This is a genomic window from Acinetobacter sp. YH01011, from assembly GCF_013420785.1.
Taxonomy (GTDB): domain Bacteria; phylum Pseudomonadota; class Gammaproteobacteria; order Pseudomonadales; family Moraxellaceae; genus Acinetobacter; species Acinetobacter towneri.
Genome location: NZ_VOYG01000016.1, coordinates 41,529 through 66,289 on the forward strand (window position 1 = coordinate 41,529; position 24,761 = coordinate 66,289).

General features: G+C 39.9%; 29 protein-coding genes and 1 pseudogene. 16 read left to right on the plus strand and 14 right to left on the minus strand.

The window, feature by feature from the left end:
• Positions 1-26: 26 nt before the first annotated feature.
• From iscU to FTT78_RS11315, 4 genes are all read right to left on the minus strand, one after another.
• Complete coding sequence (gene iscU, locus FTT78_RS11300) at positions 27-413, minus strand: Fe-S cluster assembly scaffold IscU (protein ID WP_167845980.1); 387 nt, start codon at positions 411-413, stop codon at positions 27-29.
• Between the two features lie 104 nt (positions 414-517).
• Positions 518-1,735 carry an IscS subfamily cysteine desulfurase gene (locus tag FTT78_RS11305; RefSeq protein ID WP_004976647.1) on the minus strand — a complete coding sequence of 406 codons (1,218 nt, stop codon included), beginning with the start codon at positions 1,733-1,735 and terminating at the stop codon, positions 518-520.
• A 1-nt stretch (position 1,736) separates the two neighbouring features.
• A complete protein-coding gene (locus FTT78_RS11310; protein WP_004976645.1) occupies positions 1,737-2,210 on the minus strand; it encodes an Rrf2 family transcriptional regulator in 474 nt (157 codons plus the stop codon).
• 123 nt (positions 2,211-2,333) lie between these two features.
• On the minus strand, positions 2,334-2,981 hold the full coding sequence (locus FTT78_RS11315; protein ID WP_004976643.1) for a hypothetical protein: 648 nt from the start codon (positions 2,979-2,981) through the stop codon (positions 2,334-2,336).
• Positions 2,982-3,178: 197 nt separating this feature from the next.
• Here FTT78_RS11315 and FTT78_RS11320 point away from each other — a divergent pair, with 197 nt between their 5' ends.
• The 3 genes from FTT78_RS11320 to FTT78_RS11330 all read left to right on the plus strand — a co-directional run bounded on the left by FTT78_RS11320 (position 3,179) and on the right by FTT78_RS11330 (position 6,146).
• Positions 3,179-3,646: a phasin family protein gene (locus tag FTT78_RS11320; protein ID WP_004976642.1), complete on the plus strand. Its 468-nt coding sequence runs from the start codon at positions 3,179-3,181 to the stop codon at positions 3,644-3,646.
• Positions 3,647-3,870: 224 nt separating this feature from the next.
• A complete protein-coding gene (locus FTT78_RS11325) occupies positions 3,871-4,143 on the plus strand; it encodes an HU family DNA-binding protein (protein WP_004976639.1) in 273 nt (90 codons plus the stop codon).
• A gap of 131 nt (positions 4,144-4,274) precedes the next feature.
• Positions 4,275-6,146 carry a SurA N-terminal domain-containing protein gene (locus FTT78_RS11330; RefSeq protein WP_131261456.1) on the plus strand — a complete coding sequence of 624 codons (1,872 nt, stop codon included), beginning with the start codon at positions 4,275-4,277 and terminating at the stop codon, positions 6,144-6,146.
• An 81-nt stretch (positions 6,147-6,227) separates the two neighbouring features.
• Here FTT78_RS11330 and FTT78_RS11335 read toward each other — a convergent pair whose 3' ends face one another.
• Positions 6,228-7,100, minus strand: a complete 873-nt coding sequence (locus FTT78_RS11335) for a DUF2797 domain-containing protein (RefSeq protein WP_131261455.1) — start codon at positions 7,098-7,100, stop codon at positions 6,228-6,230.
• A 34-nt stretch (positions 7,101-7,134) separates the two neighbouring features.
• On the opposite strand from FTT78_RS11335, the gene FTT78_RS11340 reads away from it, so the two are divergent.
• Both FTT78_RS11340 and FTT78_RS11345 read left to right on the plus strand, forming a co-directional pair.
• Positions 7,135-7,629 carry a DUF6231 family protein gene (locus FTT78_RS11340; RefSeq protein WP_004976635.1) on the plus strand — a complete coding sequence of 165 codons (495 nt, stop codon included), beginning with the start codon at positions 7,135-7,137 and terminating at the stop codon, positions 7,627-7,629.
• A gap of 140 nt (positions 7,630-7,769) precedes the next feature.
• Positions 7,770-8,372, plus strand: a pseudogene (locus FTT78_RS11345) (YidB family protein).
• 137 nt (positions 8,373-8,509) lie between these two features.
• Here the strand turns inward: FTT78_RS11345 and FTT78_RS11350 are convergent.
• The 5 genes from FTT78_RS11350 to FTT78_RS11370 form a co-directional block, all read right to left on the minus strand.
• Positions 8,510-9,613 (minus strand): porin, encoded by a 1,104-nt coding sequence (locus FTT78_RS11350; protein WP_179990172.1) that lies wholly within the window; start codon positions 9,611-9,613, stop codon positions 8,510-8,512.
• 353 nt (positions 9,614-9,966) lie between these two features.
• On the minus strand, positions 9,967-10,380 hold the full coding sequence (locus FTT78_RS11355; RefSeq protein WP_180044299.1) for an HIT family protein: 414 nt from the start codon (positions 10,378-10,380) through the stop codon (positions 9,967-9,969).
• Between the two features lie 38 nt (positions 10,381-10,418).
• A complete protein-coding gene (locus tag FTT78_RS11360) occupies positions 10,419-10,688 on the minus strand; it encodes a YARHG domain-containing protein (RefSeq protein WP_004976631.1) in 270 nt (89 codons plus the stop codon).
• 85 nt (positions 10,689-10,773) lie between these two features.
• Positions 10,774-11,646 (minus strand): NAD(P)-dependent oxidoreductase, encoded by an 873-nt coding sequence (locus FTT78_RS11365; protein WP_180044297.1) that lies wholly within the window; start codon positions 11,644-11,646, stop codon positions 10,774-10,776.
• A gap of 13 nt (positions 11,647-11,659) precedes the next feature.
• Positions 11,660-12,754, minus strand: a complete 1,095-nt coding sequence (locus FTT78_RS11370; RefSeq protein ID WP_131261453.1) for an alpha/beta fold hydrolase — start codon at positions 12,752-12,754, stop codon at positions 11,660-11,662.
• A 151-nt stretch (positions 12,755-12,905) separates the two neighbouring features.
• Here FTT78_RS11370 and FTT78_RS11375 point away from each other — a divergent pair, with 151 nt between their 5' ends.
• The 9 genes from FTT78_RS11375 (at position 12,906) to trpB (ending at position 20,784) form a co-directional block, all read left to right on the plus strand.
• Positions 12,906-14,093, plus strand: a complete 1,188-nt coding sequence (locus FTT78_RS11375) for an O-succinylhomoserine sulfhydrylase (RefSeq protein ID WP_167845986.1) — start codon at positions 12,906-12,908, stop codon at positions 14,091-14,093.
• Between the two features lie 99 nt (positions 14,094-14,192).
• The gene (locus FTT78_RS11380) at positions 14,193-14,522 is read left to right on the plus strand and encodes a YbaB/EbfC family nucleoid-associated protein (RefSeq protein ID WP_167845987.1); all 330 of its coding nucleotides are present in this window, start codon (positions 14,193-14,195) and stop codon (positions 14,520-14,522) included.
• Between the two features lie 10 nt (positions 14,523-14,532).
• Positions 14,533-15,129: a recombination mediator RecR gene (gene recR / locus FTT78_RS11385; RefSeq protein ID WP_019837914.1), complete on the plus strand. Its 597-nt coding sequence runs from the start codon at positions 14,533-14,535 to the stop codon at positions 15,127-15,129.
• A 239-nt stretch (positions 15,130-15,368) separates the two neighbouring features.
• Positions 15,369-16,511 carry an HRDC domain-containing protein gene (locus tag FTT78_RS11390; protein WP_096901447.1) on the plus strand — a complete coding sequence of 381 codons (1,143 nt, stop codon included), beginning with the start codon at positions 15,369-15,371 and terminating at the stop codon, positions 16,509-16,511.
• Positions 16,512-16,680: 169 nt separating this feature from the next.
• Positions 16,681-16,989 (plus strand): YcgL domain-containing protein, encoded by a 309-nt coding sequence (locus tag FTT78_RS11395; RefSeq protein WP_004976615.1) that lies wholly within the window; start codon positions 16,681-16,683, stop codon positions 16,987-16,989.
• Between the two features lie 21 nt (positions 16,990-17,010).
• Entirely contained in the window at positions 17,011-17,394 is a 384-nt protein-coding gene (locus FTT78_RS11400) for a hypothetical protein (protein ID WP_096901448.1), read from the plus strand.
• Positions 17,395-17,416: 22 nt separating this feature from the next.
• A complete protein-coding gene (locus FTT78_RS11405) occupies positions 17,417-18,268 on the plus strand; it encodes a MoxR family ATPase (protein WP_004976610.1) in 852 nt (283 codons plus the stop codon).
• A 14-nt stretch (positions 18,269-18,282) separates the two neighbouring features.
• Positions 18,283-19,470, plus strand: coding sequence for a VWA domain-containing protein (locus FTT78_RS11410; RefSeq protein ID WP_004976609.1), 1,188 nt, complete (start codon positions 18,283-18,285; stop codon positions 19,468-19,470).
• 105 nt (positions 19,471-19,575) lie between these two features.
• Positions 19,576-20,784, plus strand: coding sequence for a tryptophan synthase subunit beta (gene trpB, locus FTT78_RS11415; RefSeq protein WP_180044295.1), 1,209 nt, complete (start codon positions 19,576-19,578; stop codon positions 20,782-20,784).
• A gap of 92 nt (positions 20,785-20,876) precedes the next feature.
• Here trpB and FTT78_RS11420 read toward each other — a convergent pair whose 3' ends face one another.
• The 3 genes from FTT78_RS11420 to FTT78_RS11430 form a co-directional block, all read right to left on the minus strand.
• Positions 20,877-21,311, minus strand: a complete 435-nt coding sequence (locus FTT78_RS11420; RefSeq protein WP_004976604.1) for a CBS domain-containing protein — start codon at positions 21,309-21,311, stop codon at positions 20,877-20,879.
• Between the two features lie 119 nt (positions 21,312-21,430).
• On the minus strand, positions 21,431-21,805 hold the full coding sequence (locus tag FTT78_RS11425) for a DUF2750 domain-containing protein (protein WP_004976601.1): 375 nt from the start codon (positions 21,803-21,805) through the stop codon (positions 21,431-21,433).
• Positions 21,806-21,956: 151 nt separating this feature from the next.
• On the minus strand, positions 21,957-22,190 hold the full coding sequence (locus FTT78_RS11430; protein ID WP_004976599.1) for a hypothetical protein: 234 nt from the start codon (positions 22,188-22,190) through the stop codon (positions 21,957-21,959).
• 219 nt (positions 22,191-22,409) lie between these two features.
• On the opposite strand from FTT78_RS11430, the gene FTT78_RS11435 reads away from it, so the two are divergent.
• On the plus strand, positions 22,410-22,769 hold the full coding sequence (locus FTT78_RS11435; RefSeq protein ID WP_004976597.1) for a hypothetical protein: 360 nt from the start codon (positions 22,410-22,412) through the stop codon (positions 22,767-22,769).
• A 126-nt stretch (positions 22,770-22,895) separates the two neighbouring features.
• Complete coding sequence (locus tag FTT78_RS11440) at positions 22,896-23,213, plus strand: hypothetical protein (RefSeq protein WP_004976594.1); 318 nt, start codon at positions 22,896-22,898, stop codon at positions 23,211-23,213.
• Here FTT78_RS11440 and FTT78_RS11445 read toward each other — a convergent pair.
• Complete coding sequence (locus FTT78_RS11445; protein ID WP_180044293.1) at positions 23,110-24,750, minus strand: pitrilysin family protein; 1,641 nt, start codon at positions 24,748-24,750, stop codon at positions 23,110-23,112. The genes FTT78_RS11440 and FTT78_RS11445 overlap by 104 nt on opposite strands.
• Positions 24,751-24,761: the final 11 nt, after the last annotated feature.

The following is a 24,761-nucleotide window of genomic DNA, read 5'->3' on the forward strand; positions in this document are numbered from 1 at the left end:
TTTGTTTTTCCACAAAACTTAGCAAATTAAGCTTTGGTCTTTTTGCTGCGATAGTCTTCTACAGCAGCTTTAATTGCATCTTCTGCCAATACAGAGCAGTGTACTTTCACTGGTGGAAGGGCAAGTTCGGTAGCAATATCAATGTTCTTGATCGCTTGTGCTTCATCTAAAGTTTTACCTTTAAGCCACTCAGTAACCAAAGAACTAGAAGCAATGGCAGAACCACAACCATAAGTTTTGAAACGTGCTTCTTCAATCACACCTTTGTCATTCACTTGAATTTGCAGACGCATTACATCGCCACATGCAGGTGCGCCCACCATACCTGTACCAACGTTTTCAGCATTTTTGTCTAAAACGCCAACATTACGAGGGTTTTCGTAATGATCAATTACTTTATCGCTATAAGCCATGTCGCTTCTCCAAACCTCGGGGTCAGCCTTAATATAAATATGGGGGTGAAATTACCTTTATCAATCTAATGGCTTCCTGTCAAAGCCATTAGATTTGGGATGAATTAGTGTTCAGTCCATTCTACTTTAGAAAGGTCAATCCCTTCTTTATACATATCCCAAAGCGGTGAAAGTTCACGTAACTTTTCAACAGCAGCTTTAGTCACAGTTAGGACATGATCAATATCTTCTTCAGTGGTGTATTTACCAAAACTGAAACGAATTGAGCTGTGTGCAAGTTCGTCTGAAAGACCTAGTGCACGTAATACATAAGATGGCTCTAAAGTCGCTGAAGTACACGCAGAACCTGAAGATACCGCAGCATCTTTAAGAGACATCATTAAAGATTCACCTTCAACAAAGTTGAAGCTGACGTTTAAATAGTTGGCTACGTTTAGTGTTGGGTGACCATTCAGGAAAACTTGTTCCATGGTGTTCAAGCCATTCCAAAGTTTGTCGCGCAATACACGTAAACGGGCTTGTTCAGAAGCCAAGTTTTTGCCTGCAAGTTCAAATGCTTCGCCCATACCTACAATTTGGTGGGTTGCAAGTGTGCCTGAACGCATGCCACGCTCATGACCGCCACCATGCATTTGTGCTTTTAAGCGTACGCGTGGACTGCGGCGTACAAATAGCGCACCAATACCTTTAGGGCCATAGATTTTGTGTGCAGAGAAGCTCATTAAGTCTACTTTTAAGGTAGATAAATCAATTTCTACCTTACCTGCAGCTTGCGCAGCATCAACGTGGAAGAAGATTTTTTTGGCACGGGTGATTTCGCCAATTGCAGCGACATCGGTAATCGTACCAATTTCGTTATTGACCATCATCAACGACACTAAAATTGTGTCTGGACGAATTGCCGCTTCAACCATTTCAGGTGTAATTAAACCTGTTTGTGGTTGTGGCTCTAAGTACGTGATTTCAAAACCTTCAGATTCAAGCTCACGGCAGGTATCTAAAATGGCTTTGTGTTCAATTTTAGAGGTAATAATGTGTTTGCCTTTAGACGAATAGAATTGTGCTACGCCTTTAAGTGCAAGGTTATCTGATTCTGTTGCACCAGAAGTCCACACGATTTCACGTGGGTCTGCTTTGATCAAGTTCGCAACTTGTTCACGTGCATATTCAACTTTTTCTTCTGCTTGCCAGCCATAAGCGTGCGAACGAGAAGCGGCATTACCGAAAGTCCCATCAAAAGTCAGGCACTCCATCATGCGTTCTGCAACTTGAGGATCTACAGGAGTGGTTGCTGCGTAGTCAAGATAAATTGGACGTTTCATGTCAAATACCTGTAACCGATAACAGAGCTGAATCAAACGGTGCTGTGTTCTGGCGAATGGCAACAGTTTGTACGTTGTCACGCGCAACTAAATCAGCAAGTGAGATTTTAGCGAGATAGTCGGCAATATGATGGGAGAGTTCCTGCCATAAGTCGTGAGTCAAGCACATTGCACCATTTTGACAGTTGCCTTTATGGTCGCAACGCGTTGCATCAACAGTTTCGTTTACGGCTTCAATGATTTCTAGCACAGTGATTTCATTTGCACTACGTGCTAAATGGTAACCACCGTTAGCACCGCGAACACTAGACACTAAGCCGTGGCGCTTAAGTTTTGCGAATAACTGCTCAAGATAAGCAACAGAAATAGTTTGACGGGCTGCAATTTCAGCAAGCGTGATCGTTTGTTCAGTTGGCTGCAAAGCTAAATCAAGTAGAGCAGTCACTGCGTAGCGACCGCGAGTTGTTAAGCGCATGATTCGATACACATGATTAGACTAGATATGGGTATTCTATGAATCCCGACTAAATTAGTCAAGTATTTTATTGTGATATTGTGCGCGAGGATTTACGCTGTTTTTCTTGATATTTTAATGCGTTTAAACGATCCATAAATTATACACTAATAACGTAATTAATAGTACTGTTATTACACCAAAGACGATGTTAATGCGCTTTTGACGACGTTCAATCCGACGAATACGGTTTTTATGCTGTTTAAGCTCAACTTGTAGGGTGTTGATCTTAGAGCGTTGTTCATCAATTTTGTCTAAAAGTGGGGCAATGCGCTTTTTAGAACCAATCACTTCTTGTTCTTGCGGTGCTTCTTTCAGCCATTGTTTCCAGTCAGCTAAAACTTTGGGTGCACTAAAATGCAAAATTAGATCACGAAACTCATCTTTAAGGGTAATGTCACCATCTATACGCATGTGTTTAATACTGCGACGATTACCTAAAATAAAGATTTTAAATAAATCTATGAGGGTGGTGCGCACATCTAAATCGACAGCTTGTTCAGGTGCTTTGCTGTCAAATAAGATGCCGTTTGGATTGAATTCCACGTAAATGTCGAAATAAGGAATATAGCTATTAATTTTAATGGTGATTTTCTGGTCGACAAACTTTTTAGCCTGCAAAGCGACCACACGATCATGTTTGAGAATAAAGCTAAAAATTGTTTCCAACACAATCATGAGCATGGTCAGCAACAAATGTGGATTACTTTGTCTTTGTTGCGAATCACTCATAAAATCAAGTCCCTAAATTTAAAGTTGAATTCCTTGGTTTGCACTTCGTAGTGAATACATCATATTAGAAGCACAGCGAATAATCTTGCTTTGTAGAACAGTTTAGCAAAACGATCAAGTATTTAATTTGCTATTATGAAAGCATTTTGTAGGTTTATTACATTTATGTGCGCATAAAATAAGCAGGAGAGAGGTTCATGGAAAAAACGACGGATAGCGTAGAAGAGCATTTGCTTGAATCAGAAACCACATTGAAAAATAAAGATAAATTACGCTCAGGACGTAAATCATCACTCGATTTTCGTAAATATACCAAGCAAATTTGGCTAGCAGGTTTAGGTGCATTTTCACGCGCAGAAGAAGAAGGCAATAAATTGTTTGACTCTCTGGTCAAGGTGGGTGAGGAATTAGAATCTAAAACTACAGAAATTGCCGATCAAACAGTTGAAAAAGTGTCTGAAAAAGCCAAAGAGTCGGTCATTGATACTAAAGATAAAGTTGAGCGTTTAATTGACCATAGCGTCAATCATTCTTTAAATAGAATTGGCTTGGTGACAGCAAAAGACCTACAACATTTGGAGCAATTGGTACTGCAATTACATGCCAAAGTCGATGCGTTGATTGAAGAAAATAAACAATTAAAAGAAGATGTTGCGAAAAAGTAATTCTGTGGAAAGGGGGCTTAAAGGATGTTGCTTTATTATACATCGGGTATTTTAGGGCAAAACTGAATAGAGGCTAACAGTTCCATCGTTTTTACCATTTATTTTGCATAAAAGCGTGCAGGGAGTATTGCTTTTACCCTCAAAGCATTGCTATAAAGGCGTTACGGTAATTTAAATTAAATCTCTGGACCTTAAATAAACGATATTAAGAGGACGTAATTTTCATGAATAAATCAGAATTAATCGATGCAATTGCAGAGAAAGGGGGATTGTCTAAGACTGATGCAGGTAAGGCCTTAGACGCAACAATTGCTTCTATTACTGAAGCGCTTAAAGCGGGTGATACTGTAACCCTCGTTGGTTTTGGTACATTTAATGTGAAAGAGCGTGCTGCTCGCACAGGTCGTAACCCACAAACAGGTGCTACACTTGAAATTAAAGCAAGCAAAGTACCAAGCTTTAAAGCGGGTAAAGGTTTAAAAGATTCAGTAGCATAATCTTTTAAAATGCCAAGAAAGCGCGCCAATTGGCGCGTTTTTTATTAATAATGTCAATAAACGGCTTCAACGCATTCATTCGTTGAGGGTTTTCAGTTAAAATCTCGCACAAATAAAATATTGGAATACTTATGGAATCTTTTCGTAAAGTTATTAAGGGTTGGTTGGGCAAAGTTTTGCTCGTCTTGTTCTTGACCCCTTTAGCACTTGTAGGTATTGAAGGATATTTTAGTGGAGGTCAGTCTGAAGACACTGCACAAACAGTCAATGGTCAGCAAATTTCAAAACGAGAATTAGATAATCTGACCAATTCCTTGAAAGAACAATACTTGGCCTATACCAATGGTGATGAAACACTATTGAATCAAAATTATATTCAAAACAAAGCCAAAGATACGTTGGTTGCACGTACCTTGTTATTACAACAAGCTGAGAAATTAGGGATTTCTTTGAGCGATGCACAAATTGAACAAATGATTGCACAGCAACCGAATTTCCAACAAGATGGCAAGTTTTCTGAAAGCTTGTATGCGAACTATCTGCAATCTGTAGGCATGACCAATCAGGCGCTTGTGGCAAATTTACGCCAAGACCATGCGTTAAAAATGCTGAGTGCTAGCTTTACCGATTATGCTTTAGTTAGCCCGTCTGATATTCAGCAAATTGCCAATTTACAAACCCAGCAACGTACTTTGCATTTATCTAGCATTAAGTTAGATGACTACAAGAAAAACATCACCACAAATGCACAAGAGATTGCTGCGTATTATGAACAGCACGCCAATGCCTTTAAACAGGTTGCTAGCGTTGATGTCGATTACATTGTGGTGACTCCAGCCAATATTGCACCTGCAAATACGGCTGTCACTGACGCAGAGTTACAACAGGCTTATCAAAAGTTTGTCGAAACTCAAAAAGGTGCTGCTGTACCGACAGTGAAACATATTTTAATCACCACCGATGCGCGTGATGATGCCGCAGCTAAAAAACTTGCAGAGCAAGCCGCAGCTGAAATTAAGCAAGGTACAAGCTTTACTGCAGCTGCACAAAAGTATTCGGATGATCCTGAGTCTAAAGCCAAAGGTGGTGAGGTTGCAGGTTATGAAGCAGGCGTATTTGGCGATGCCTTTGACAAAGCCGTGGGTAGCTTAAAATCTGGTGAAGTATCACAGCCGATTAAAACTCAATATGGCTATCATGTGATTCAAACAGAAGGTGCTACAGTTCAAGTCCCTGCGTTTGAAACTCAAAAAGCACGTTTAATGGCAGAGTTGCAAAAAGCCAAAACTGAAAATGCGTATACCGATACCATCAACAGCTTAAATGAATTGGTGGTGAGTAGTGATGCTTTAGATGTTGTGGCAGAAGAAGTGAAAACGGCCAAAGTCGAATCTGTTAATGGTTTAACTTTGGCGGCGCAGCATCCTGTTTTAAGCCAGCCATCTGTCAAAGTTAAATTGTTTAATGATGATGTGAAAAATGGCGATCGCAACGCATCGAGTAATATTACTTTAGCCAATGGCGATGTGGTATGGGTGAAAGTGCGTAATTACCATGCCGCAGGTGTGCAAACTTTAGAAGAAGCAACACCCCGCGTAAAAGCTAAACTGATTGAGAAAAAAGCCTTTGATGCAGCGAAAAAAGATATTCAAGCTGCGTTGGATGCCTTTAAAACTCAACCTGCAGCGACCGTTTTGGCGAAAAACCAAATCCGTTTTGAAAATGCAGGCACATTCACCCGTGCAGATGGTTTGTTAAAGCGTGAAATTGAACGTGCTGCATTTAGTGTGCTTGCGCCTAAAGATGGTATGTGGTCAGTAACAACAGCATCTATACCAAATGAATTAGTGGTGGTAGCTGTATCAAATGTAAACGATACTACATCGAATGCTTTAACGCCTGAGCAACTGAAAGAGTTAGCGCAGTTGTATCAACAATTACGTGCTCAACAAGAGCTAGATGACTATACGCAATATTTGAAATCGAAAGCGAAAATCAAATAAGTGATGAACATCTACAAAAAAACCAGCAAATTTGCTGGTTTTTTTGTGCATCTAAAATGATTAAGTAAGCAGTTTCAAGATTTATTCAGCGCGAATTTTTAGCTCATAACCTGTGTATTTACGAATGTTGATGACACCTGTATCCAAGATTAAATATTGCCCTTTAATTCCTTGCAGTTTGCCGCGAATGATTGGGGTTTTATCTAAGTTATGCGATTTAATTTTCTCAGGATACTGTTCTACAGGGTACACAAATTCACGCGGAAGTTCCTGATCTAAAAGCTCTACCGTTTCGTTGAATTCAAGGTTTTGACTAAACTCATCACGAATGGTCTGAATTTTAGGCGCAAACTCTTCAATCAGTTGTTCACGCACTTCAATTAGGTTTAGCGGCTCTGCTTCGCCTTTGAGTAGTTTGCGCCAGTCGGTTTTATCTGCGACTTGTGTACCAAACATAACTTCCAATTGCCCAGATAAACGGCGTGAGCCGACTTTCATAATTGGCAAGGCTTGAGTTGCGCCCTGATCTAGCCAACGTGTTGGCATTTGACCTAAACGGGTGATTCCCACTTTTAAAGCACTTGAATTGGCTAAATATACGATGTGCGGTTGAAAGCAGACTTCTTGAGCAAAACTATCTTCACGACAGGTACCTAAATGATAGTGACAGGTCTCAGGCTTCATGATGCACATATCGCAAGATGCTTTGGTTTTAAAACACTTGAAACAATGTCCTTGCGAATAGGATTTTGGTGTTTTCACACCACAAGAAACACAATAAATATTGCCCGTCCATTCCAGTTCAAGTTCTTGCCCAAGCTGAAAAGGCAGGTCAATTTCTGCACGGTCTAGAATAAATTTATATTCAACATTTGCCTTGTGTACCTGTTCATCAGTTACACTATGGTCCTTAAGACCTGCGTGCATTTTATGGCAAATGCCTTGTAGTTCCATAAGAATACTCTCTCGAAAATGAAGGAATGCAGTGATGGCTGAAATGCGTTTAATTCAAGCATTAATTGATGATTTATCTCAACAACAGCCAATTTCTACTGCATTGTGTATAGGGCAAAATATTGAAGCAAGCCCGAAGTATAACAATCAAGCGGCTGATGAGCAGCCAACTATCCAATGGCAGTATTTTAGCGCATTGGCATTTTTAAATCTGCCTTTTACCCAACGTTTTGATTTGGCAGTTGTATTTTTAGATGCTGCCGATTTTGCTGCGCAGACACCACAACACACCTCGCAAATTTTGGTAAAGCTACGTGATTTATTGGCAAAGCGTATTGTGGTAATTGCTGCACGTGAAGATGAGCAATTGCTTAGAGCACTTGGTTTTACGCAATTGATTGAACATCGCTTTGAGCAGCATCATTTGTGCTTATGGCAATTTAATATTTTGACTTATAAGCACGTGCCTGATTGGTTTAATTCTAAGTTTTGGGCAAACCCTGAAAATTGGGATAAATTCCGCTGGTAAGTGCTGAATTACGATCACAAAATTCTAATAATGATAATTAATTCACATAAATTTAGGATATTGCAAAATTTAACAATTTCAAGCGCGCAATTCAGTCAAAACTTCGTATGCTGTCATAAGGGCATTATGAGGAAAATAAAATGACCAATTTAAGCAATATTGTTGAAATTTTAGCAAAGCAGGCATTGGGCGCGAATCAGCAATCTAATCAATCTCAAGGCGGATTGGGTGGTATTTTAGGTTCGGTTTTGGGGCAACTTGGTGGTAATAACCAACAATCTGCGCAAGGCGGCTTGGGTGGCATTCTTGGTTCGGTACTAGGTCAGTTAGGTGGGCAACAATAGCGTTCTGCTACAGGTGCTTCAGGTACACAAAGTTTATTGATTGCAGTTTTGCCTTTGGTGCTGGCATGGATTCAAAAACAGGGTGGCTTGCAAGGTGCTTTGGATAAACTCAAAGGACAAGGCTTAACCAGTCAGGTGGATGATTGGGTGTCTACAGGCCCAGGTGAAAATGCGCATGTAGGTGCTGAACAAGTACAAAGTTTATTTGATGATGCCGATGTAGAGCAGGTCGCACAGCAAACTCAGGCGCCAAAGCAAGATATTTATAATGCGATTTCTGCAGTATTGCCGCAAATTATTGATTCATTGACACCACAAGGTGAGCAAACTAGCAAACAAGAAGCGAATGATGATATTCAACAAGTGATGAATTTAGTGTCTGGATTTTTAAAGCGTTAATATTGAAAAATTCAGCTTTGCAAAACTGACTTGAATAAACTAAGCCAGCAAGTTTGTTGGCTTAGTTTTTATTTGGTTTTTTAAGTATGCAAAAAACACGCCGAAGCGTGTTTTTATGTTTTAAGTTTGGTTCAGACTTAGAAGTCGTAACGGAAACCTAGAGAAAGACCTAGAGCATCTTCATCAAAAGCACCAGTAACGTTGTTTGAACGACCTTGTGACCATGGTGTTAATCTAGAGTTTGTATCATTTAACATTGTTGCAAGATTTGCGTATACACGTACAGCTTTGTCTAAACGGTGTTCTACACCTACAGCCAATAATGTTGCATTTGCGTCAGTCGCATCAACATCACGGTGGAAGACTTGACCGCGTACATAAGTTTTAGGTGCAACTTTATAATCCGCTGCTACACCAAATACGTGTGTATCTTGTTTTGAAAGAAGTTTCTCTAAATCACCACCTTTAGCAGCTGCAATATCTGCTGCTGTGCCTTGTTTATCAAAAGTAGTGTATTGATATAAAGCACCAATATTTAGCTCAGGTGTAACTTTGTATGCTGCTGCAATACGGAAACCATCACGTTCACCACGACCAGCTTCTTCTTCGTAATGCTCATAAGCAGTAGCAAAATCGACTTTTCCTTCTTTATAAGTTAAAGCTAAGTCATAAGCTTTATCTTTGTCATTTTTACCGTCTTTTGTTGCATCAGGGCTATTCTTTTCGTGTAAAGAAAGTGCGCCTAATACGTTAAAGCCACCACCAAATTTTGGTGTTTTATATTCAATTGTATTCGCATTACGTTCATCAAAACGCTGTTCAGAAACGCGAGTTACGTTGCGAATGTCGCCAACCATATCACCAAAGAAGTTAACTGGACCACGAGCAGCTTTAAATGGACTGTCAAAACGACCTAAACGTGCTTGACCAAAGTCACCTTTTAAACCAACAAATGTATCACGGGTAGCAAACTCAACGTCATCATTTGCAGAGCCACTAGCGAAGTTAATTTCTTGTTCAATTTGACCAAAAACAGTCATGCCATTTTCTAATTTTTGTTCAGCTTTGAAGCCTAAACGTGATGAGTTAGAAGAAAGACCAACTTCGTTGTAGTCTTTACCATCATCAAGATAGTCTAAAGATACGTGTGCACGGCCATAAACTTTAACATCAGCAGCCATAGCTAGTGCTGGTGTAAATAAGGTTGCCCCAACTGTTAATGCGCAAAGCGTTTTTTTCATGTGTAGCTCCAATACAGACTATTGTTTTTAGTCCTAAACATTGTTCAGAAGTAGGGTTGATCTACCGCTGCTCTCTATTGGTGCTAAGTATTCCTTACAAATGCGACAGTAATATTAAGGAAATATTTCAAAATTATTAAAAAGAACAAATTAGATCAAAAACTTACCTTTAATCGCAAATTTTAAATGATCAGGTTTTTAAATTTAGAAAAAAATTATGAAATGAATAACTTAATTGCAAGGGGAGTGACATATTATTGTCATCAATGCTGTAGTTAATCCTGAAATTAAACATGAAGCGAAAAAAATGGAGCGAGTGCTCCATTCATTTTTAATGCAATTTTGGAAATATTTTAAAGCGCTGCTTTAATTTTTTCCGCTTGGGCTTTAATTTTGTCTTGGTCGCCCATTTGTGCAGCATGTTTCCCAAGTTGATGAACCGATGTTGGAATTAAGTGAAAATGCACGTGGGGGACAGTTTGACCTGAACTTGCACCAGACAATTGCATTAACACGATACCATCTACACCCAAAGCTTGCTGCATTGCTTTCGCAATTTTTTGCACAATTTGAATGGTATATGCTGCTGCATCTGCAGGTAAGTCCAGTAAAGTCACCGCAGGCGTTTTAGGAATCACAAGAGTGTGACCATCGGCTTGCGGCATGATGTCCATAAACGCAAGCACTTGGTCATCTTCATACACTTTAATTGCAGGAAGTTCGCCACGTAGAATTCTTGCAAAAATATTTTGATCATCGTAAGCCATTATGATTCCTTAAATTCAGCTTTGATATTTCAGAACGGTTATTTACAGTTCAGTTCTTTTTGACGTTCTTTGATTGCGTCAAGACGTTGTTGTTCTTTTTCAGAAAACTTAGGTTTGGTTGTATAGCAGTTGTCATTACCAAAACGTGCTTTAGCTTCTGGGTCTTTGAAGCAGAACCCTTTAGATGCATAAATAACATCGTGGTCATTTTTCAGTTTCTGACATTCTTGTTCAGATGCAAAAGTAGTTGAACTTGCCCCAATTAAAGTTGCAAGGCTTGCAAATACGGCAATGCTAAACTTGTTCATAAGAGTTTCCTCTATTTAATGATGGTGTGACTAGCCACTTAATACACATTATTGGGTTTATGGCTGTATATTCAATGGCGAGTTCTTACTCTAGGGTAATATTACTCCATAATTCATACATTTTCACAGCAGTGGAAAAATCACTGTCTTTTTCTGCGGTTAAATTCGCTGCTTGAATCAGGCTTTGGGTTAAAGCCAATACAGGTGCAGGCAAAGCTGCTTCATGGACTAAATCTAATGCGATACCTGTGTCTTTAGCCAGTAAAGGGAGTGCAAAAGTATTTGGAAAAGCGCGATTCAGTACTCGCTGCGGCAAAATCATTTCCGTTACTGCGCTTTTACCACTTGAAGCATTTATGCATTGCAAGGCCTGATTTAAGTTTACGCCATGTGCTTTTAAGGTGGTAAAACCTTCAGCTGCAGCACACAAACTCACTGCCATTAACATATTATTCACCGCTTTTACGGCAAAGCCAGCACCAGGTTCACCCACATGCTGAATCACTTTACCAAAAGCCTGAATTGCAGGTAAGGCTTTTTCAAAAGCAGTTGCTTTACCACCAATCATGACTGTTAAGGTGGCATTTTCTGCACCAATCGTTTGTCCACTTACAGGTGCATCTAAAAAGTCGATCTGTTGTGTTTCAAGTTGTTGTACCAATTTTTTAGCACTTTCGGGTACGCCACTGGTGCAATCGACCCAGACTGAACCTGCTTTCAGCGGAACTTGTGCAATCAGGTTTTCAACTTCGGTACTGGTAGGCAAGCAAGAAAAAATAATATCTGCTTGCACCGCTTGAGCCAATTCAACCGCTTGTGTGCCATATTCAGCAGCATGTTGCTCGGCTTTGGCAAAGTTACGATTCCAGACATAGACCGTATCAAAATGTTTAGGTAAATGGGCTGCCATGCGGTAGCCCATTGCGCCTAAGCCAATAAATGCAACAGATTGAATCATGTTTTTGCTCTCTTTATGCAATTTTGCTAGATCGTTGTTCTAACCAAGTGGTCAGTTTAGGCCAGAATTCATTGGCACTTTTTTGACTGGACATTAAACCCAAATGTCCACCTGGAATAAGAGTAAACGTGACATCGGTACTACTTGTCAATTCACATAAAGGTTGAGCAGCTTCAGCAGTGACAATTTGATCGCTATCACCCGCACCGACCAAAAGTGAACAATGAATATTTTTAAGGTCTATCTGATGTTGTTTGAGTTGAATATGACCTTGTTTGAGTGGGTTTTGCAGCCATACATTCAATACCATGTCCTGATTAATCCCACCCGGATAATCAATCATATTATTTAAAAAATTGGCTAAAGTTGCGTTTTCATGCAAGGTTTGTAAGTCGTGCAGATTCGACAGCATCTGTTTATTGCTTTCCAGCCATGCTCTAGGGTCTAAAATCTTAAAACCAATCGCATTGATTAAACCCGGTGTATGAATTAAATGCTTTGGAATTTTTCCTGAATAAAAGGCATGTTGCAATTTGGGATATTTAGAAATCAGTTGATTGGTCAGTTGAAAGAGTTTACCAACCCGCCCCGAAGCATAGCTATCTACAGGGCTACCCAAAACCATCAAGTTTTTAATATGAGTTGTTTGTTGGTCGGCGGTATAAAGCATGGCAAAAATACCCGCCATACTCCAACCATGTAGTGAAATTTGTTCGACTTTGGCGTGTTGTAAAATGAGTTGAATACAATTAGGGATTGCATCCTGAATAAAAGCCATAAAATTTAAATGACAATGTTGATAGGTCAATTGTCCCCAATCAACCAAATACACATCAAAACCGCTATGCTGAAAATGTTTCACTAAAGAGCGATAAGGATATAAGTCATAAATCGACATGGTAATTGCTAAAGGCGCAACAAAAACCAGCGGCTCTTTATATTGCTTATCTGGCGAAGCGTAATAGCGAATCTGCGCATACTTATAACGTGCCACGATGTCGTATGGCGTGGTCTGAGATAAGATCAAATCACGGCTTTTAAATAAGCGAGTGCTGAGGTTTTTAAGCTTTTTTCGGTGCGGATTAAATTTTCTTTGTAGCTGATTCATGAGGTGTTCCATCACACGTGGCGCCGATTTGAATGAAGTCTAAGCGATATTTATACATTTTACCTTGACCTTAAATGCGCTTGGCGCTCAAAATGTTGGCAATTATTTAACAAACAGGTCTTAGGACTAAGTTTAGGGCTGAGCAGTAAAGATGAGTCAACACGACGACATTGAATATCAATTAGATACTTTGGCAATTCGTACCGGACACAACCGTACAATTGAAGGCGAACACAGTGAGCCAATTTTCCTGACTTCATCATTTGTTTGTGAAAATGCTGCCGATGCAGCTGCAAAATTCTCAGGTGAAATTGAAGGCAATACCTATTCACGTTATACCAACCCAACTGTACAGGCTTTTGAAAAACGCTTGGCAGTATTAGATGGTGCAGAACGTGCGGTTGCGACAAGTTCGGGTATGGCGGCCGTTCATGCGATCACTTTGGCTTATCTTAAAGCGGGTGATCATGTAGTCTGTTCACGTGCTGTATTTGGCTCGATCATTTCACTATTTGAAAAATACGTGATGAAGTTTGGTGTCGATGTCACTTTTGTTGATTTAGAAGATTTAGACAGTTGGAAGCAAGCGATTCGTCCAAATACGCGTTTGTTATTTATTGAAACACCATCAAATCCATTGGCTCAGGTGGGTGACTTGCAAGCGATTGCCGATATTGCACATGCACATGGTGCGTTATTTGCGGTAGATAACACTTTCTGTACGCCCGTTTTGCAACAACCACTAAAATTTGGTGCAGACCTTATTATTTATTCATCAACCAAATATATTGATGGTCAGGGGCGTGCTTTGGGTGGTGCGGTTGTTGGTAAAGACAAGTTGGTCGAAGAAATCAACAGCGTTATTCGTACCTTGGGCAATTCATTAAGTCCGTTTAATGCATGGATTTTCTTAAAAGGCTTGGAAACATTAAGCCTGCGTATGAAAGCGCATTGTGCCAGCGCACAAAAACTTGCAGAGTGGCTAGATGCACATCCAAAAGTTGAAAAAGTGTATTATGCAGGCTTGCCGCATCACGCGGGGCATGAGTTGGCGAAAAAGCAACAGTCTGGCTTTGGCGGTGTTGTATCTTTTGTGGTGAAAGGCGAGCGTGAAGGCGCGTGGACTGTGATTGACAACACACGCTTCCTATCTATCACCAGTAATTTGGGCGATGTAAAATCAACCATTACTCATCCTGCAACAACATCGCATGGCAGAATGACCCCAGAAGCCAAACAAGCAGCAGGTATCAGCGAAGGTTTAATTCGTGTTTCTGTTGGCTTGGAAGATATTGATGATATTATTCGCGACATCGAGCGCGGTTTAGACCTCATTTAAAAACTAGGGTCTGTTGGCATTTCATAAATGGCTTGCGTTGTCGCAAACATAGACGAATTGTCAACAGACCCTCAATAGATCATTTGTTCGGAGATTTTTATGAACATTAATATGTTGATGCAGCAAGCGCAGCGCATGCAAAAAGAAGTGGAAAACAACATTAAAAAAGCCAAAGAAGAACTTGCGCAAACTGAAGTGCATGCAGAAGCGGGTGGTGGTTTAGTGAAAGTGACTATGACTTGCCGTAATGTGGTCAAACGCATTGAAATCAATCCTGAATTATTGCAAGACGATGCAGACATGATTGAAGATTTGATTGCCGCTGCAATGAATGATGCTGCCCGTCAAGTTGAAGCAATTGCTGAAGAAAAAATGAAGTCTGCAAACTCAGGCATGGGCTTGCCACCAGGCTTGGCAGGTTTATTCTAAGGAACGGCGTATGTTTAGTGATCGTTTTGATCAACTGGTACAAGCGCTACGCATTTTGCCAAGTGTTGGGCCAAAATCGGCTCAACGCATGGCATTGCACCTGATTATGAAAAATAGAGAAGGTGCAGTCGGTTTGGCTCATGCTTTGAACGAAGCCACTAGCTATATTCATGAATGTTCGATTTGTCACTCATTAACGGAAGATGAAGTCTGCAATATTTGCGCCTCACATGATCGTGATGCACACTTGCTTTGCGTGGTGGAATCTCCAGCCGATGTCATGGCGATTGAGCAAAGCGGCAGCTTCCGTGGTAAATACCATGTTTTAGGTGGGCATTTATCGCCATTAGATGGCATTGGGCCTGACGAAATTGGTATTCCGTATTTGGTTCAGCGTTTAAGTGATGGCAACATTACTGAAGTCATTTTGGCGACCAATGCAACCGTAGAAGGTCAAGCGACAGCACACTATTTGGTAGAAGCAACCAAACATTTGCCTGTGCAGATGACCCGTATTGCGCAAGGTGTGCCGCAAGGTGGCGAACTTGAATATGTCGATAGTCATACTTTAAGTCAGGCGGTGCATAATCGGATGCGAATGAAATAAGCATTTAGGTGCTTATTTCATGTGAATAGTCATTTGATAAATCATCCACAAAAATGATTACTTGCCTTTAAAGCCAATAAAAAATCAAATTAAGATAAAAAAACGATAAAAAATTTAAATTTTCACTGTATCGACTTAGAAATAAGATAAAAATTGAAAATACTGGACATATTTTTATAGCTAAATGCTATTTAATGTTTAAAATGAACCCCTAGAGAATCCTGTTTTACCTGCTCGCTATGTTCCAATTTATTCACCAACAAAAAGACTTTGAAAATGTCTTGGCATTAATGAGCCAAAACAGCATTTATGGTTTAGACACCGAATTTATTAAGGTTGATACTTTATGGCCAAAATTGGGTGTATTCCAAATTAATGTGAATGATCAGGTCTATTTGTTAGATGGCACTTCTTTAAATTTAAGTGCATTTTGGGAAAAACTGTTTCAGGCGCAGCAAAATATTTTTCATGCCTGCGGTGAAGATATTGATTTAATTTATCATTATGCACAGCAAAAAAACTTAGATAACGTGTTTGATACCCAAGTTGGCATGTCATTTTTAGGGCATGGTTTACAAGTCAGTTATCAAAACGCTTTAAAAACCATGCTCAATGTCGATATTGATAAAGGGCAAACTCGCTCAGACTGGCTTGCACGTCCGTTGTCCGATGAGCAGTTAAATTATGCTGCCAATGATGTGCTGTATCTAATGCAATTGGCAGATAAGGTACAAACCGACTTAAAACAAAATTATTTACTGGATTTTGCACAAGAAGATTGCCGCAATTTAACTCAGGAAATTGGTGAAGAAACACCTTTAGAGTTGTTGTATCAGGATGTGGGCAACTATCGTCATTCACGCCGTCAACTCATGCAATTGCAACAATTGGCCGTTTGGCGTGAGCAAATGGTAAAAGCCTTAAACCAACCACGTAGTTTTATTTTGCGTAATTCTACTATGCTGGACTTGGTCGAGAAAAATCCTAAAAATCAGTTCCAGCTCAGTACTATTAAAGATTTACGTGCGCATATTGTGCGTGAACATGGCAAAACTATTTTAGATTTAATTAAATATTTGCCTGATCAATCACAATGGCCATTACGTATGGCGCGACCAATTCGTCATTCTTCAAAAGAAGTGGGCGAAAATGTAGAACAGGTGATTCAACGTGCCGTACAGGAAACTCAAATTCCAAAAGAAGTTTTGCTGCGTAAAAAATGGCTCAATGCGCTTTATCAGCATGTGGTATTTCATAACGATGAGCAAGATTTGCCTAACTATTTGTTAGGTTGGCGTTATGAATTACTCACCAAGCCTTTAATTGAAGTTTTACATGCCGACGAGCGTTATTTGTCTGGTCAGATGAAAGTTGCTGAATAAATCAAACCGATCCACATTTTAAATAAAGCCGTTTTTCACCTGAAAATGGATGAATTTTCACGCCATTCTTTGTTTGAGTGTAAACATAGACCAATGCGTTAATAATGGTTAATGTATCTCGGTTTTTTTTGTTGTATCCTTTGCCTGAGTTTTTAGAGTTTTGTTGTTTATGCACTGTTCAATTTATAAATCGAGCAAAAAAGATGAGATGTATTTATACATCGCCCGTCCTGAGCAAACTGAAGATCAAGCAGAAGCGTTTAACCCGCTAGAGGTTTTACCTGAGCCAATGCGAGTTGCATTTGGTCGTGCGACATTTGTAATGGATTTGCAACTGTCTGAAAGCCGTAAGTTGGCACGTGTGAATGTTTTGCATGTCATGGATTCTATTCAAACACGTGGCTTCTTTATTCAAGTGCCACCAGAAGGCTTAATTAACCCAAATGCCGTTGAACCAGAAGGTTTACGTGGTGCTTAAGCTTTATTCAGGAGTTGAGAAATGAATAGTGTGATGACTGGATTGGATTCAATTCCTGAAACTGCAATTGCTGTTTCTGTTTATTTGTTGGGGAGTGCCATTATTTTATGGTGCTGGTACGAAATTGCCAAACGCTTGCCCAATCCGTTAGGTGGTATCACTTGGATTGTGCTGTTTGCAATTTTACTTACCCCAACAGTATCAGAAGGCAGCAATGCAGCACTTGCCCCAGCCATCTTTGGACTTCTTTTTGGTGTTTTAACCAAAGAAACCCCATTGGTTTGGTCTAATTTATCTGCCATCTTATTTGTGATCGGTCTTGGCTTATTGATCGGTTATTTCTGGTCAAGATACTGTCTTAAACAAACGACTTATAAAGCCAAGAAAAATACCTCACCACTGTAACTAAAACAATTAAGGTAAAATCATGTCTGTTGATGCGCAACAATTTTCGGGTACAGATCAGTACATTGCGACTGATAGTTTAAAACTTGCGGTGAAAGCCGCACGTGCTTTGCAAAAACCGCTTTTGGTGAAAGGTGAGCCAGGTACAGGTAAAACCTTATTGGCAGAGCAAGTTGCTAAAAGTTTGGGTTTAAAGTTGATTACATGGCACATTAAATCGACCACCAAAGCGCAGCAAGGTTTATATGAATATGATGCAGTGTCGCGTTTGCGTGACAGCCAACTGGGCGATGACCGTGTGTATGACGTTAAAAACTATATTAAACCTGGGAAATTGTGGGAAGCATTTACCAGCGAAGAACGCTGTGTGTTGTTGATTGATGAAATTGACAAGGCAGATATTGAATTCCCAAATGACCTGCTACATGAACTCGATAAAATGTCGTTTTATGTTTATGAAACAGGCGAAACCATTACGGCAACACAACGTCCAATCGTGATCATCACATCAAATAATGAAAAAGAGCTGCCAGACGCTTTTTTACGTCGTTGTTTCTTCCATTATATTGATTTCCCAGATGAAGCGACCATGCGCGATATTATCGATGTGCATTTCCCGAATATTTCAAGCACATTGGTTTCAGAAGCTTTACAAGTTTTCTTTAAATTGCGCCAAGTTCCGGGCTTAAAAAAACCACCATCTACGTCTGAATTAATTGATTGGTTAAGCCTATTGATGGCAGATGACATGCCGGAAGATATTTTGCGTAATAGCGATAAAAGCAAAGCCATTCCGCCTTTATACGGTGCATTAATCAAAAATGAACAAGATGTGCAATTGCTTGAGCGTTTAGCCTTTATGTCGCGCCGTTAAGGGAGGACAACGCCATGTTCGTGCGCTTGTTTTATACCTTGCGACGTTACGGTGTACCTGTCACCACACGTGAATTGATTGACTTAAATCAGGCGGTGGCATCGGGTCTGGTTTTTGCAGATCAAGATGAATTCTATCAACTTGTTAAAACCGTCATGGTCAAAGATGAGCGTTTTTTTGACAAGTTTGACCGTGCCATGAAAGATTATTTTGATGGCATTTCCACTTTTGATTTAGATGATTTACTGCAGCAAGTTCATCAATTGCCTAAAGACTGGTTCGACTTAGAACTATTAGAAAAACATCTCACGCCAGAACAACGCGAAGAGCTGAAAAAAGCAGGTTCTTTAGAAGAATTGATGAAAATGCTGGAAGAGCGTTTACGCGAGCAGCATAAAAAGCATCAGGGTGGCAACCGTATGATTGGTACGGGCGGTACATCACCGTTTGGTGCTTTTGGTGATCATCCTGAAGGTGTACGCATTGGTGGGCCTGGACGTAAGCGTTCAGCTGTTAAAGTCTGGGAGCAGCGTCAGTATCGAAATTTAGACGATGAACAGATTTTAGGTACACGACAAATGCAATTGGCACTGCGTCGTTTGCGTAAATTTGCCCGTCAAGGTGCAGCTGAAGAATTGGATATTGATGGCACTATCCGAGAAACTGCCAAACAGGGCATTTTAGATGTGCAATTGGTGCCAGAACGTCGTAATCGCGTCAAAGTGTTGATGTTGTTTGATGTGGGTGGCTCGATGGATGCACACATCGCCCAATGTGAAAAACTGTTTAGTGCGGCCAAAACTGAGTTTAAAACCCTCGAATATTTTTATTTCCACAACTGTTTATACGACTATGTTTGGAAAGACAATTTACGCCGTAGCAGTACCCGTATGAATACGTGGGATTTGTTGAATACCTATGGACGCGACTATCGGGTAATTGTGGTCGGTGATGCGAGTATGGCACCTTATGAGCTGAATTCGATTGGTGGTTCGGTAGAATATATGAATGATGAGGCAGGGCAAGTTTGGTTACAACGTCTGCGTCAGCATTTTGAAAAAACCGCATGGCTGAATCCTGAACAGGAAGGCTATTGGCATTACACACATACCATTGGTTTAATTAAACAAATTTTTGAACATCATATGTATCCAATGACTTTAAAAGGCATTGAAGATATGACTAAATATTTGGCGCGTTAATCGTCATTTTCGTCAATATCACTCAACTTTTGAGTGATTGTTAGGCGAAGACTAAGTAAGTGCAGACACGATAAGCAACGTGAATTTCAATTTGAGGGGATCGAGATGGAACATCAAATTAATGGCATCGCATTACCGAATGAAGAAGGTTTTTTCGGACAATATGGCGGGCAGTTTATTCCACCGCATTTAAAAGAAGCCATGGATGAAATTAACCTTGCTTATGAAGAAATTCGTCATACAGCAGAATTTCAAAATGAATTAAAAGATTTATTTGCAAATTATGTAGGGCGCCCGAGTCCTTTGTTTCATGCAAAGCGTTTATCTGAACAGTTGGGTGGTGCGCAAATTTATTTGAAACGTGAAGATTTAAATCATACAGGTGCACATAAAATCAATCACTGTTTAGGTGAAGCATTGCTAGCCAAATATATGGGTAAAACCAAAGTGATTGCAGAAACAGGTGCGGGACAGCATGGTGTCGCGTTGGCAACAGCATGTGCGCTAGTGGGAATTCCGTGTGAAATTCACATGGGACAGGTGGATATTGAAAAAGAACACCCGAATGTGGTGAAAATGAAAATTCTAGGTGCCAACCTGATTTCAGTGACCCGCGGTACAGCCACTTTAAAAGATGCAGTGGACAGCGCTTTTGAAGAATATTTAAAAGACCCAAAAAACTTTATTTATGCGATTGGTTCTGTGGTTGGGCCACACCCATTTCCAAAAATGGTGCGTGATTTCCAATCTATTATAGGTGATGAAATTAAAATGCAAAGCCAAGAACGCTTTGGAGTAAATCCAGATTATATCGTGGCATGTGTGGGCGGTGGTTCAAACGCAGTGGGTGCATTTACCGCATTCTTAAATGATGCAGAAGTGAAACTTGTGGGTGTTGAGCCTGCAGGGCATGGTTTAGATACAGATCAACACTCTGCAACCCTAACTTTGGGTAAACCAGGCCAGCTTCACGGTATGGCGTGTTATGTACTTGAAGATGAACATGGTGAGCCATTGCCAGTGCACTCTATTGCCTCTGGTTTGGATTATCCAGGTGTGGGGCCGCAACATAGCTTCTTAAAAGACATTGGTCGCGTGGAGTATTCAACGGCAACTGACCAAGAATGTTTAGATGCCTTTATGACGTTGTCACGTGTAGAGGGTATTGTACCTGCTTTGGAAAGCTCACATGCGGTGGCGTGGGCATTACGTGAAGCACCAAAAATGGCAAAAAACGTGAAAATTGTGGTTAATCTTTCAGGTCGTGGTGATAAAGATTCAGACTATGTAGCAGAAAAATTAGGTTTGAATTAATTCTACTGAATATGAAAAACCGCCTAAATGTGTAAGTTTAGGCGGTTTTTTTATCTTTACTTTATATTTGGCAGGTTTTATAAAACAGTGTCTTAGCTTGCAATATATTGTTGTAACTGCTCGATCAGTTTGCGCTGATCATCCATAGTCGCTTTCACCAAGTCACCAATCGACACTAAACCTACCAACTGCTCACCTTCAAGTACAGGTAAGTGACGTAAATGATGGTCAGTAATTAAGTTTAAGCATTCTTTCACACTGGTGTTTTTGGTCACGGTCAGTACTTTAGCAGTCATAATTTCACTAACCGTTGTGCTTTTAGAAGTTCGTTCCATCAAAATAACTTTACGGGTGTAATCACGCTCAGACAGAATACCAACCACATGATTGTTTTGATCGGTAACCACCAACGCACCAATGCCTTTTTCAGCCATTAAACTAATTGCTTCTAAAACCGTTGCTTCTGGGCGAATTGTGTAAATTTCGTGATGTGCTTTATCTTGTAAAACGTGAGTTACCTTGGTCATATTCTGTGTCCTGATTTGTTGTTTATTGTTTGACTTTTAAAGTAACGTGAATTGTAAAAATTGCAAATACTTTAGAGTCACGATTGTTGATTTTTACGTCAATTCTATTCAGTTTTTATTTAAGCAATATTTAACGCAGGTTCATTAAAAAAGAAATGCTTCATTTGTGAAGTGGTCAGTTTAATTTTTTGACTTGACGAACCAAACAAGGTTGGCGTGACATTTAAACGGGTGAGCGTTGGTAATAAAAAAGTTTCAAAATCCTGCGCGGAAATTTTACGAGGACTATATTGTGGCCAGTGTTTAGCAGCATATTTATGCGCTTGTACCGCATTTAACCAAAAAGGGAAAATATAATCATCGTGATCTGAACTCATTGCCCAACCTTGATGGAATAAACCCCAAAGTACACCGCAGTACATCATTGATTTTAATAGTGTAACTTTAAGCAGAAAATCCTTTGGTAAAGGGTGGAGTTGGTTAATCTGATTCATAATCAAGCAAGGTTGTAAAATTTGGCTATATTGTAAAAAGAATTGATGAATATACCGTTTAAGCTTTGCTTAAAATCGTAAACAAATATGTATTTATGGTTGGAGCATCTAAAAAAAGGGTCAAAAAAAACGCCACCTAAGTGACGTTTTATTATGCTTGCATGGTGGCCATGTTTTGCCAGTATTGCGCTTTCAATGAATCACGTTCTACGCGGAAACCTTGATAATACAGTTCTGCTAAGAACATTGCCGCTTTACCATGTCCTGCACGTGCAGCTTCTTCGAGTTGTTTTACCGCGTCTTGGAAGTTCATTTGTGAATGAATCGTGTTTACTGCATTTGCATAAACATGCTCTAAGTCATGGTGAGAGATCGTTTGAATCATATTAAACTCCTTATTGTAATTATGATTACTTATTTAAGCCTACCTTTTAGGCTTCATATCAATTTAACGCTTTATTGTTAAACTAATATTACAATTTGATTGAATTGTCAAATAATTATCGGGGTTAATGAGCATATTTCAAGTTTACATGATTAAACATTGAACAAGTTTAATTTTGATTAAACTAAAGCTCTAAGCATGATAAAAAAGGAGAACAACATGACAAGATCCGTAGACGGATGTGCTTTTGATGTACCTCCATTGACTTCTCAAATTATTGAGTTGGCACATCATCACCGTAAAAAACTAGATGAGGTAATTTTCCGTCGAGATGTTCATTTAGGTGAATACTGCTTGGCGCAACGTAAACGTGTGGCTGACTTTGCTAAAACTTTAGAGCGAAGCGATCGTATAGAGTTTTATCGTAATTATGATGGTGAATTACTCCGTATTGCCGATGAAGATGAACTGCATCCTGCCGAAGCAGAGGGCGGTGTCAGTGTATTTGCTATTTTCTTGGTGCTTGCAGTCATTGCATTGGTTTTATACTTTGCGGTAATTCGTGGCACGATTGGCTAAAGCTAAATCCTTTGTAGAATTTGTAGAAAAAGGCTCAATTTTTACTGTGACGATACAGTAAAATTGAGCTGTTTAACTTGTACATCTCACAAGGGCATCCTACACTAAGGCGATTAGAGGTAGGTCATGCACAACGCAATTCAAAAAACGATTCAATTTATTTCTCAACTGAAACTCGAGCAAATTTATAATATTGTTGTGCTGAGTATCATTTTTATTATTTTAACTTTAGCAAGTGTTGCGCTTTATCGCCCAGTTGGGGTGCAACAATTTCAAAATGTTGAGCGTTTGTCACAACAATCTATGTATGCCAATACCCAAGACATGGCAGTTCATTTACTCAATCAACGTCCGATTCGTTATGTGCATTATTTAAAGTTGATGCAGGCACATCAAATGGAGCAAGATCGGGCTCAACAACTTCCTGCCTTGGTGCAAGAGTAATTTTTTCTGTTGGCATGTTATTCATATTGTGCGGTGTCGGTGTTAAAGATGTTGGTGCGAGTAAATTGTCCTGCAGCATTTTTACCAATGCGGCTTTATCTAAATGTTCGCTCACAATTACTAAAGTTAAACGATCAGGATGCAAATGTTTGCGAATTGCACGTTGCACATCTTCAGCGGTAACTTTTTCCACTCGTTCTGCATAATCACTTAAATAATTTGCAGGAAGTCGATAAAAACCGATGTGCCCAAGCTGGGCATTAATACTGGCATTGCTGCTGTATTGATTCGGAAATGCACGAATTAAACCTGCTTTGGTTTCTTTTAATTGTTCTAAATTCATAGGTTGTTGTACAAACTGAATTAAGCTCTGGTGAGCGACTTGAATACTATCGAGTAACTGATCTTGGCGCGTAGAATAGCCTAAGCTAAACAAACCCGCTGCTTGGGTAAAACGAAACGAACTGCTAACACCGTAAGTGTAGCCACGTTTTACTCGTAATTCTTTCATCAAAATTGAATTGAAACTGCTGCCGCCCAGCATTTTATTGGCAATTTCTAAAGCCAAATAGTCAGGATCATCCCGTGTAGTCGCAAGTTGTGCAATACTGACATGCGCCTGTTGTGACCGGTAGGGAATATGCTGGATGTTGAAACGTGTTGCAGGTGTAGGCTGTGGCAAAGCTGTTGCTGCAACACCTTGGGCAATATGTGCGCTGATGGTATTGGCAAGTTTTTCTGCTTCTTTTAAGGTTAATTTGCCTGTAATGGCAATGTTCATATTTTGCGCGACCAGAAACTGATCTCTAAATTGTTGTAAGTGCTTTGGTTGAATCCGTTTGATGCTGCCATTGGTGCCTGTAATGGGTTCTGAATAGGCATGTTGTCCGTAAATTGCGCGATATAAGCGAATATTCATTAAACGGCTTGGATTTTCTTGCAGTTGTGTTTGCCCAATTTGTGTATTGCTTTGCACACGCTGGATATTAGAACGCTCAAAAGTTGCATGTTTCAGTATTTCCAGCATCATTTTGACGGCAGTTTGCATTTTCTGCGGATCAGACAGTGTTCTTAGCCGTACCACAAACATATCGCGGTACGCCGTGGTACTAAAACGTGCGCCTGTGGTTTCAAAGGCTGCGGCAATTTCCTCTGCCTTATAACGCTTGGTGCCTTCATCAATCAGTTGGGCTGCCATATTGGCAACGCCAAATAAACCTTTTTCAATTTCTGCATCGCGGGCAGAACCTGCATTAAAAGTCAGTTGGATATCAACCATTGGCAAAGCAGGATTTTCGACAAATAAAGTGCGTACGTGTCGATGATTTTTTAATTCATATACCTGTGGAGCGCGAACATCGACCAATTCATTTACGGCATTTAAACTGTGCAGCAAGCTCAAAGATTGTAAAGGCGTACTTACATCTGTTTCAGCAAAATCATGCGCTGCTCTGGTGGCAGTTTCCATCGCAAAGCCAGCAGAACATAGGCTAAAACTAGTGCTTAAAATAAGCGTGCTGAATAGATGTTTTTTCATGAAAATCACAG

Coding starts and splice junctions, on each gene's coding strand:
- FTT78_RS11360 (WP_004976631.1), bottom strand. CDS start 10,688: ATGAACAAGTTTAGCATTGCCGTATTTGCAAGCCTTGCAACTTTAATT.
- FTT78_RS11400 (WP_096901448.1), top strand. CDS start 17,011: ATGAATAGTGTGATGACTGGATTGGATTCAATTCCTGAAACTGCAATT.
- FTT78_RS11375 (WP_167845986.1), top strand. CDS start 12,906: ATGAGTCAACACGACGACATTGAATATCAATTAGATACTTTGGCAATT.
- FTT78_RS11420 (WP_004976604.1), bottom strand. CDS start 21,311: ATGACCAAGGTAACTCACGTTTTACAAGATAAAGCACATCACGAAATT.
- FTT78_RS11410 (WP_004976609.1), top strand. CDS start 18,283: ATGTTCGTGCGCTTGTTTTATACCTTGCGACGTTACGGTGTACCTGTC.
- FTT78_RS11310 (WP_004976645.1), bottom strand. CDS start 2,210: ATGCGCTTAACAACTCGCGGTCGCTACGCAGTGACTGCTCTACTTGAT.
- FTT78_RS11365 (WP_180044297.1), bottom strand. CDS start 11,646: ATGATTCAATCTGTTGCATTTATTGGCTTAGGCGCAATGGGCTACCGC.
- FTT78_RS11315 (WP_004976643.1), bottom strand. CDS start 2,981: ATGAGTGATTCGCAACAAAGACAAAGTAATCCACATTTGTTGCTGACC.
- FTT78_RS11330 (WP_131261456.1), top strand. CDS start 4,275: ATGGAATCTTTTCGTAAAGTTATTAAGGGTTGGTTGGGCAAAGTTTTG.
- FTT78_RS11305 (WP_004976647.1), bottom strand. CDS start 1,735: ATGAAACGTCCAATTTATCTTGACTACGCAGCAACCACTCCTGTAGAT.
- recR (WP_019837914.1), top strand. CDS start 14,533: ATGTTTAGTGATCGTTTTGATCAACTGGTACAAGCGCTACGCATTTTG.
- FTT78_RS11405 (WP_004976610.1), top strand. CDS start 17,417: ATGTCTGTTGATGCGCAACAATTTTCGGGTACAGATCAGTACATTGCG.
- FTT78_RS11440 (WP_004976594.1), top strand. CDS start 22,896: ATGCACAACGCAATTCAAAAAACGATTCAATTTATTTCTCAACTGAAA.
- FTT78_RS11380 (WP_167845987.1), top strand. CDS start 14,193: ATGAACATTAATATGTTGATGCAGCAAGCGCAGCGCATGCAAAAAGAA.
- FTT78_RS11355 (WP_180044299.1), bottom strand. CDS start 10,380: ATGGCTTACGATGATCAAAATATTTTTGCAAGAATTCTACGTGGCGAA.
- iscU (WP_167845980.1), bottom strand. CDS start 413: ATGGCTTATAGCGATAAAGTAATTGATCATTACGAAAACCCTCGTAAT.
- FTT78_RS11335 (WP_131261455.1), bottom strand. CDS start 7,100: ATGGAACTACAAGGCATTTGCCATAAAATGCACGCAGGTCTTAAGGAC.
- FTT78_RS11370 (WP_131261453.1), bottom strand. CDS start 12,754: ATGAATCAGCTACAAAGAAAATTTAATCCGCACCGAAAAAAGCTTAAA.
- FTT78_RS11425 (WP_004976601.1), bottom strand. CDS start 21,805: ATGAATCAGATTAACCAACTCCACCCTTTACCAAAGGATTTTCTGCTT.
- FTT78_RS11340 (WP_004976635.1), top strand. CDS start 7,135: ATGGCTGAAATGCGTTTAATTCAAGCATTAATTGATGATTTATCTCAA.
- FTT78_RS11320 (WP_004976642.1), top strand. CDS start 3,179: ATGGAAAAAACGACGGATAGCGTAGAAGAGCATTTGCTTGAATCAGAA.
- FTT78_RS11325 (WP_004976639.1), top strand. CDS start 3,871: ATGAATAAATCAGAATTAATCGATGCAATTGCAGAGAAAGGGGGATTG.
- FTT78_RS11435 (WP_004976597.1), top strand. CDS start 22,410: ATGACAAGATCCGTAGACGGATGTGCTTTTGATGTACCTCCATTGACT.
- FTT78_RS11430 (WP_004976599.1), bottom strand. CDS start 22,190: ATGATTCAAACGATCTCTCACCATGACTTAGAGCATGTTTATGCAAAT.
- FTT78_RS11395 (WP_004976615.1), top strand. CDS start 16,681: ATGCACTGTTCAATTTATAAATCGAGCAAAAAAGATGAGATGTATTTA.
- FTT78_RS11350 (WP_179990172.1), bottom strand. CDS start 9,613: ATGAAAAAAACGCTTTGCGCATTAACAGTTGGGGCAACCTTATTTACA.
- FTT78_RS11445 (WP_180044293.1), bottom strand. CDS start 24,750: ATGAAAAAACATCTATTCAGCACGCTTATTTTAAGCACTAGTTTTAGC.
- trpB (WP_180044295.1), top strand. CDS start 19,576: ATGGAACATCAAATTAATGGCATCGCATTACCGAATGAAGAAGGTTTT.
- FTT78_RS11390 (WP_096901447.1), top strand. CDS start 15,369: ATGTTCCAATTTATTCACCAACAAAAAGACTTTGAAAATGTCTTGGCA.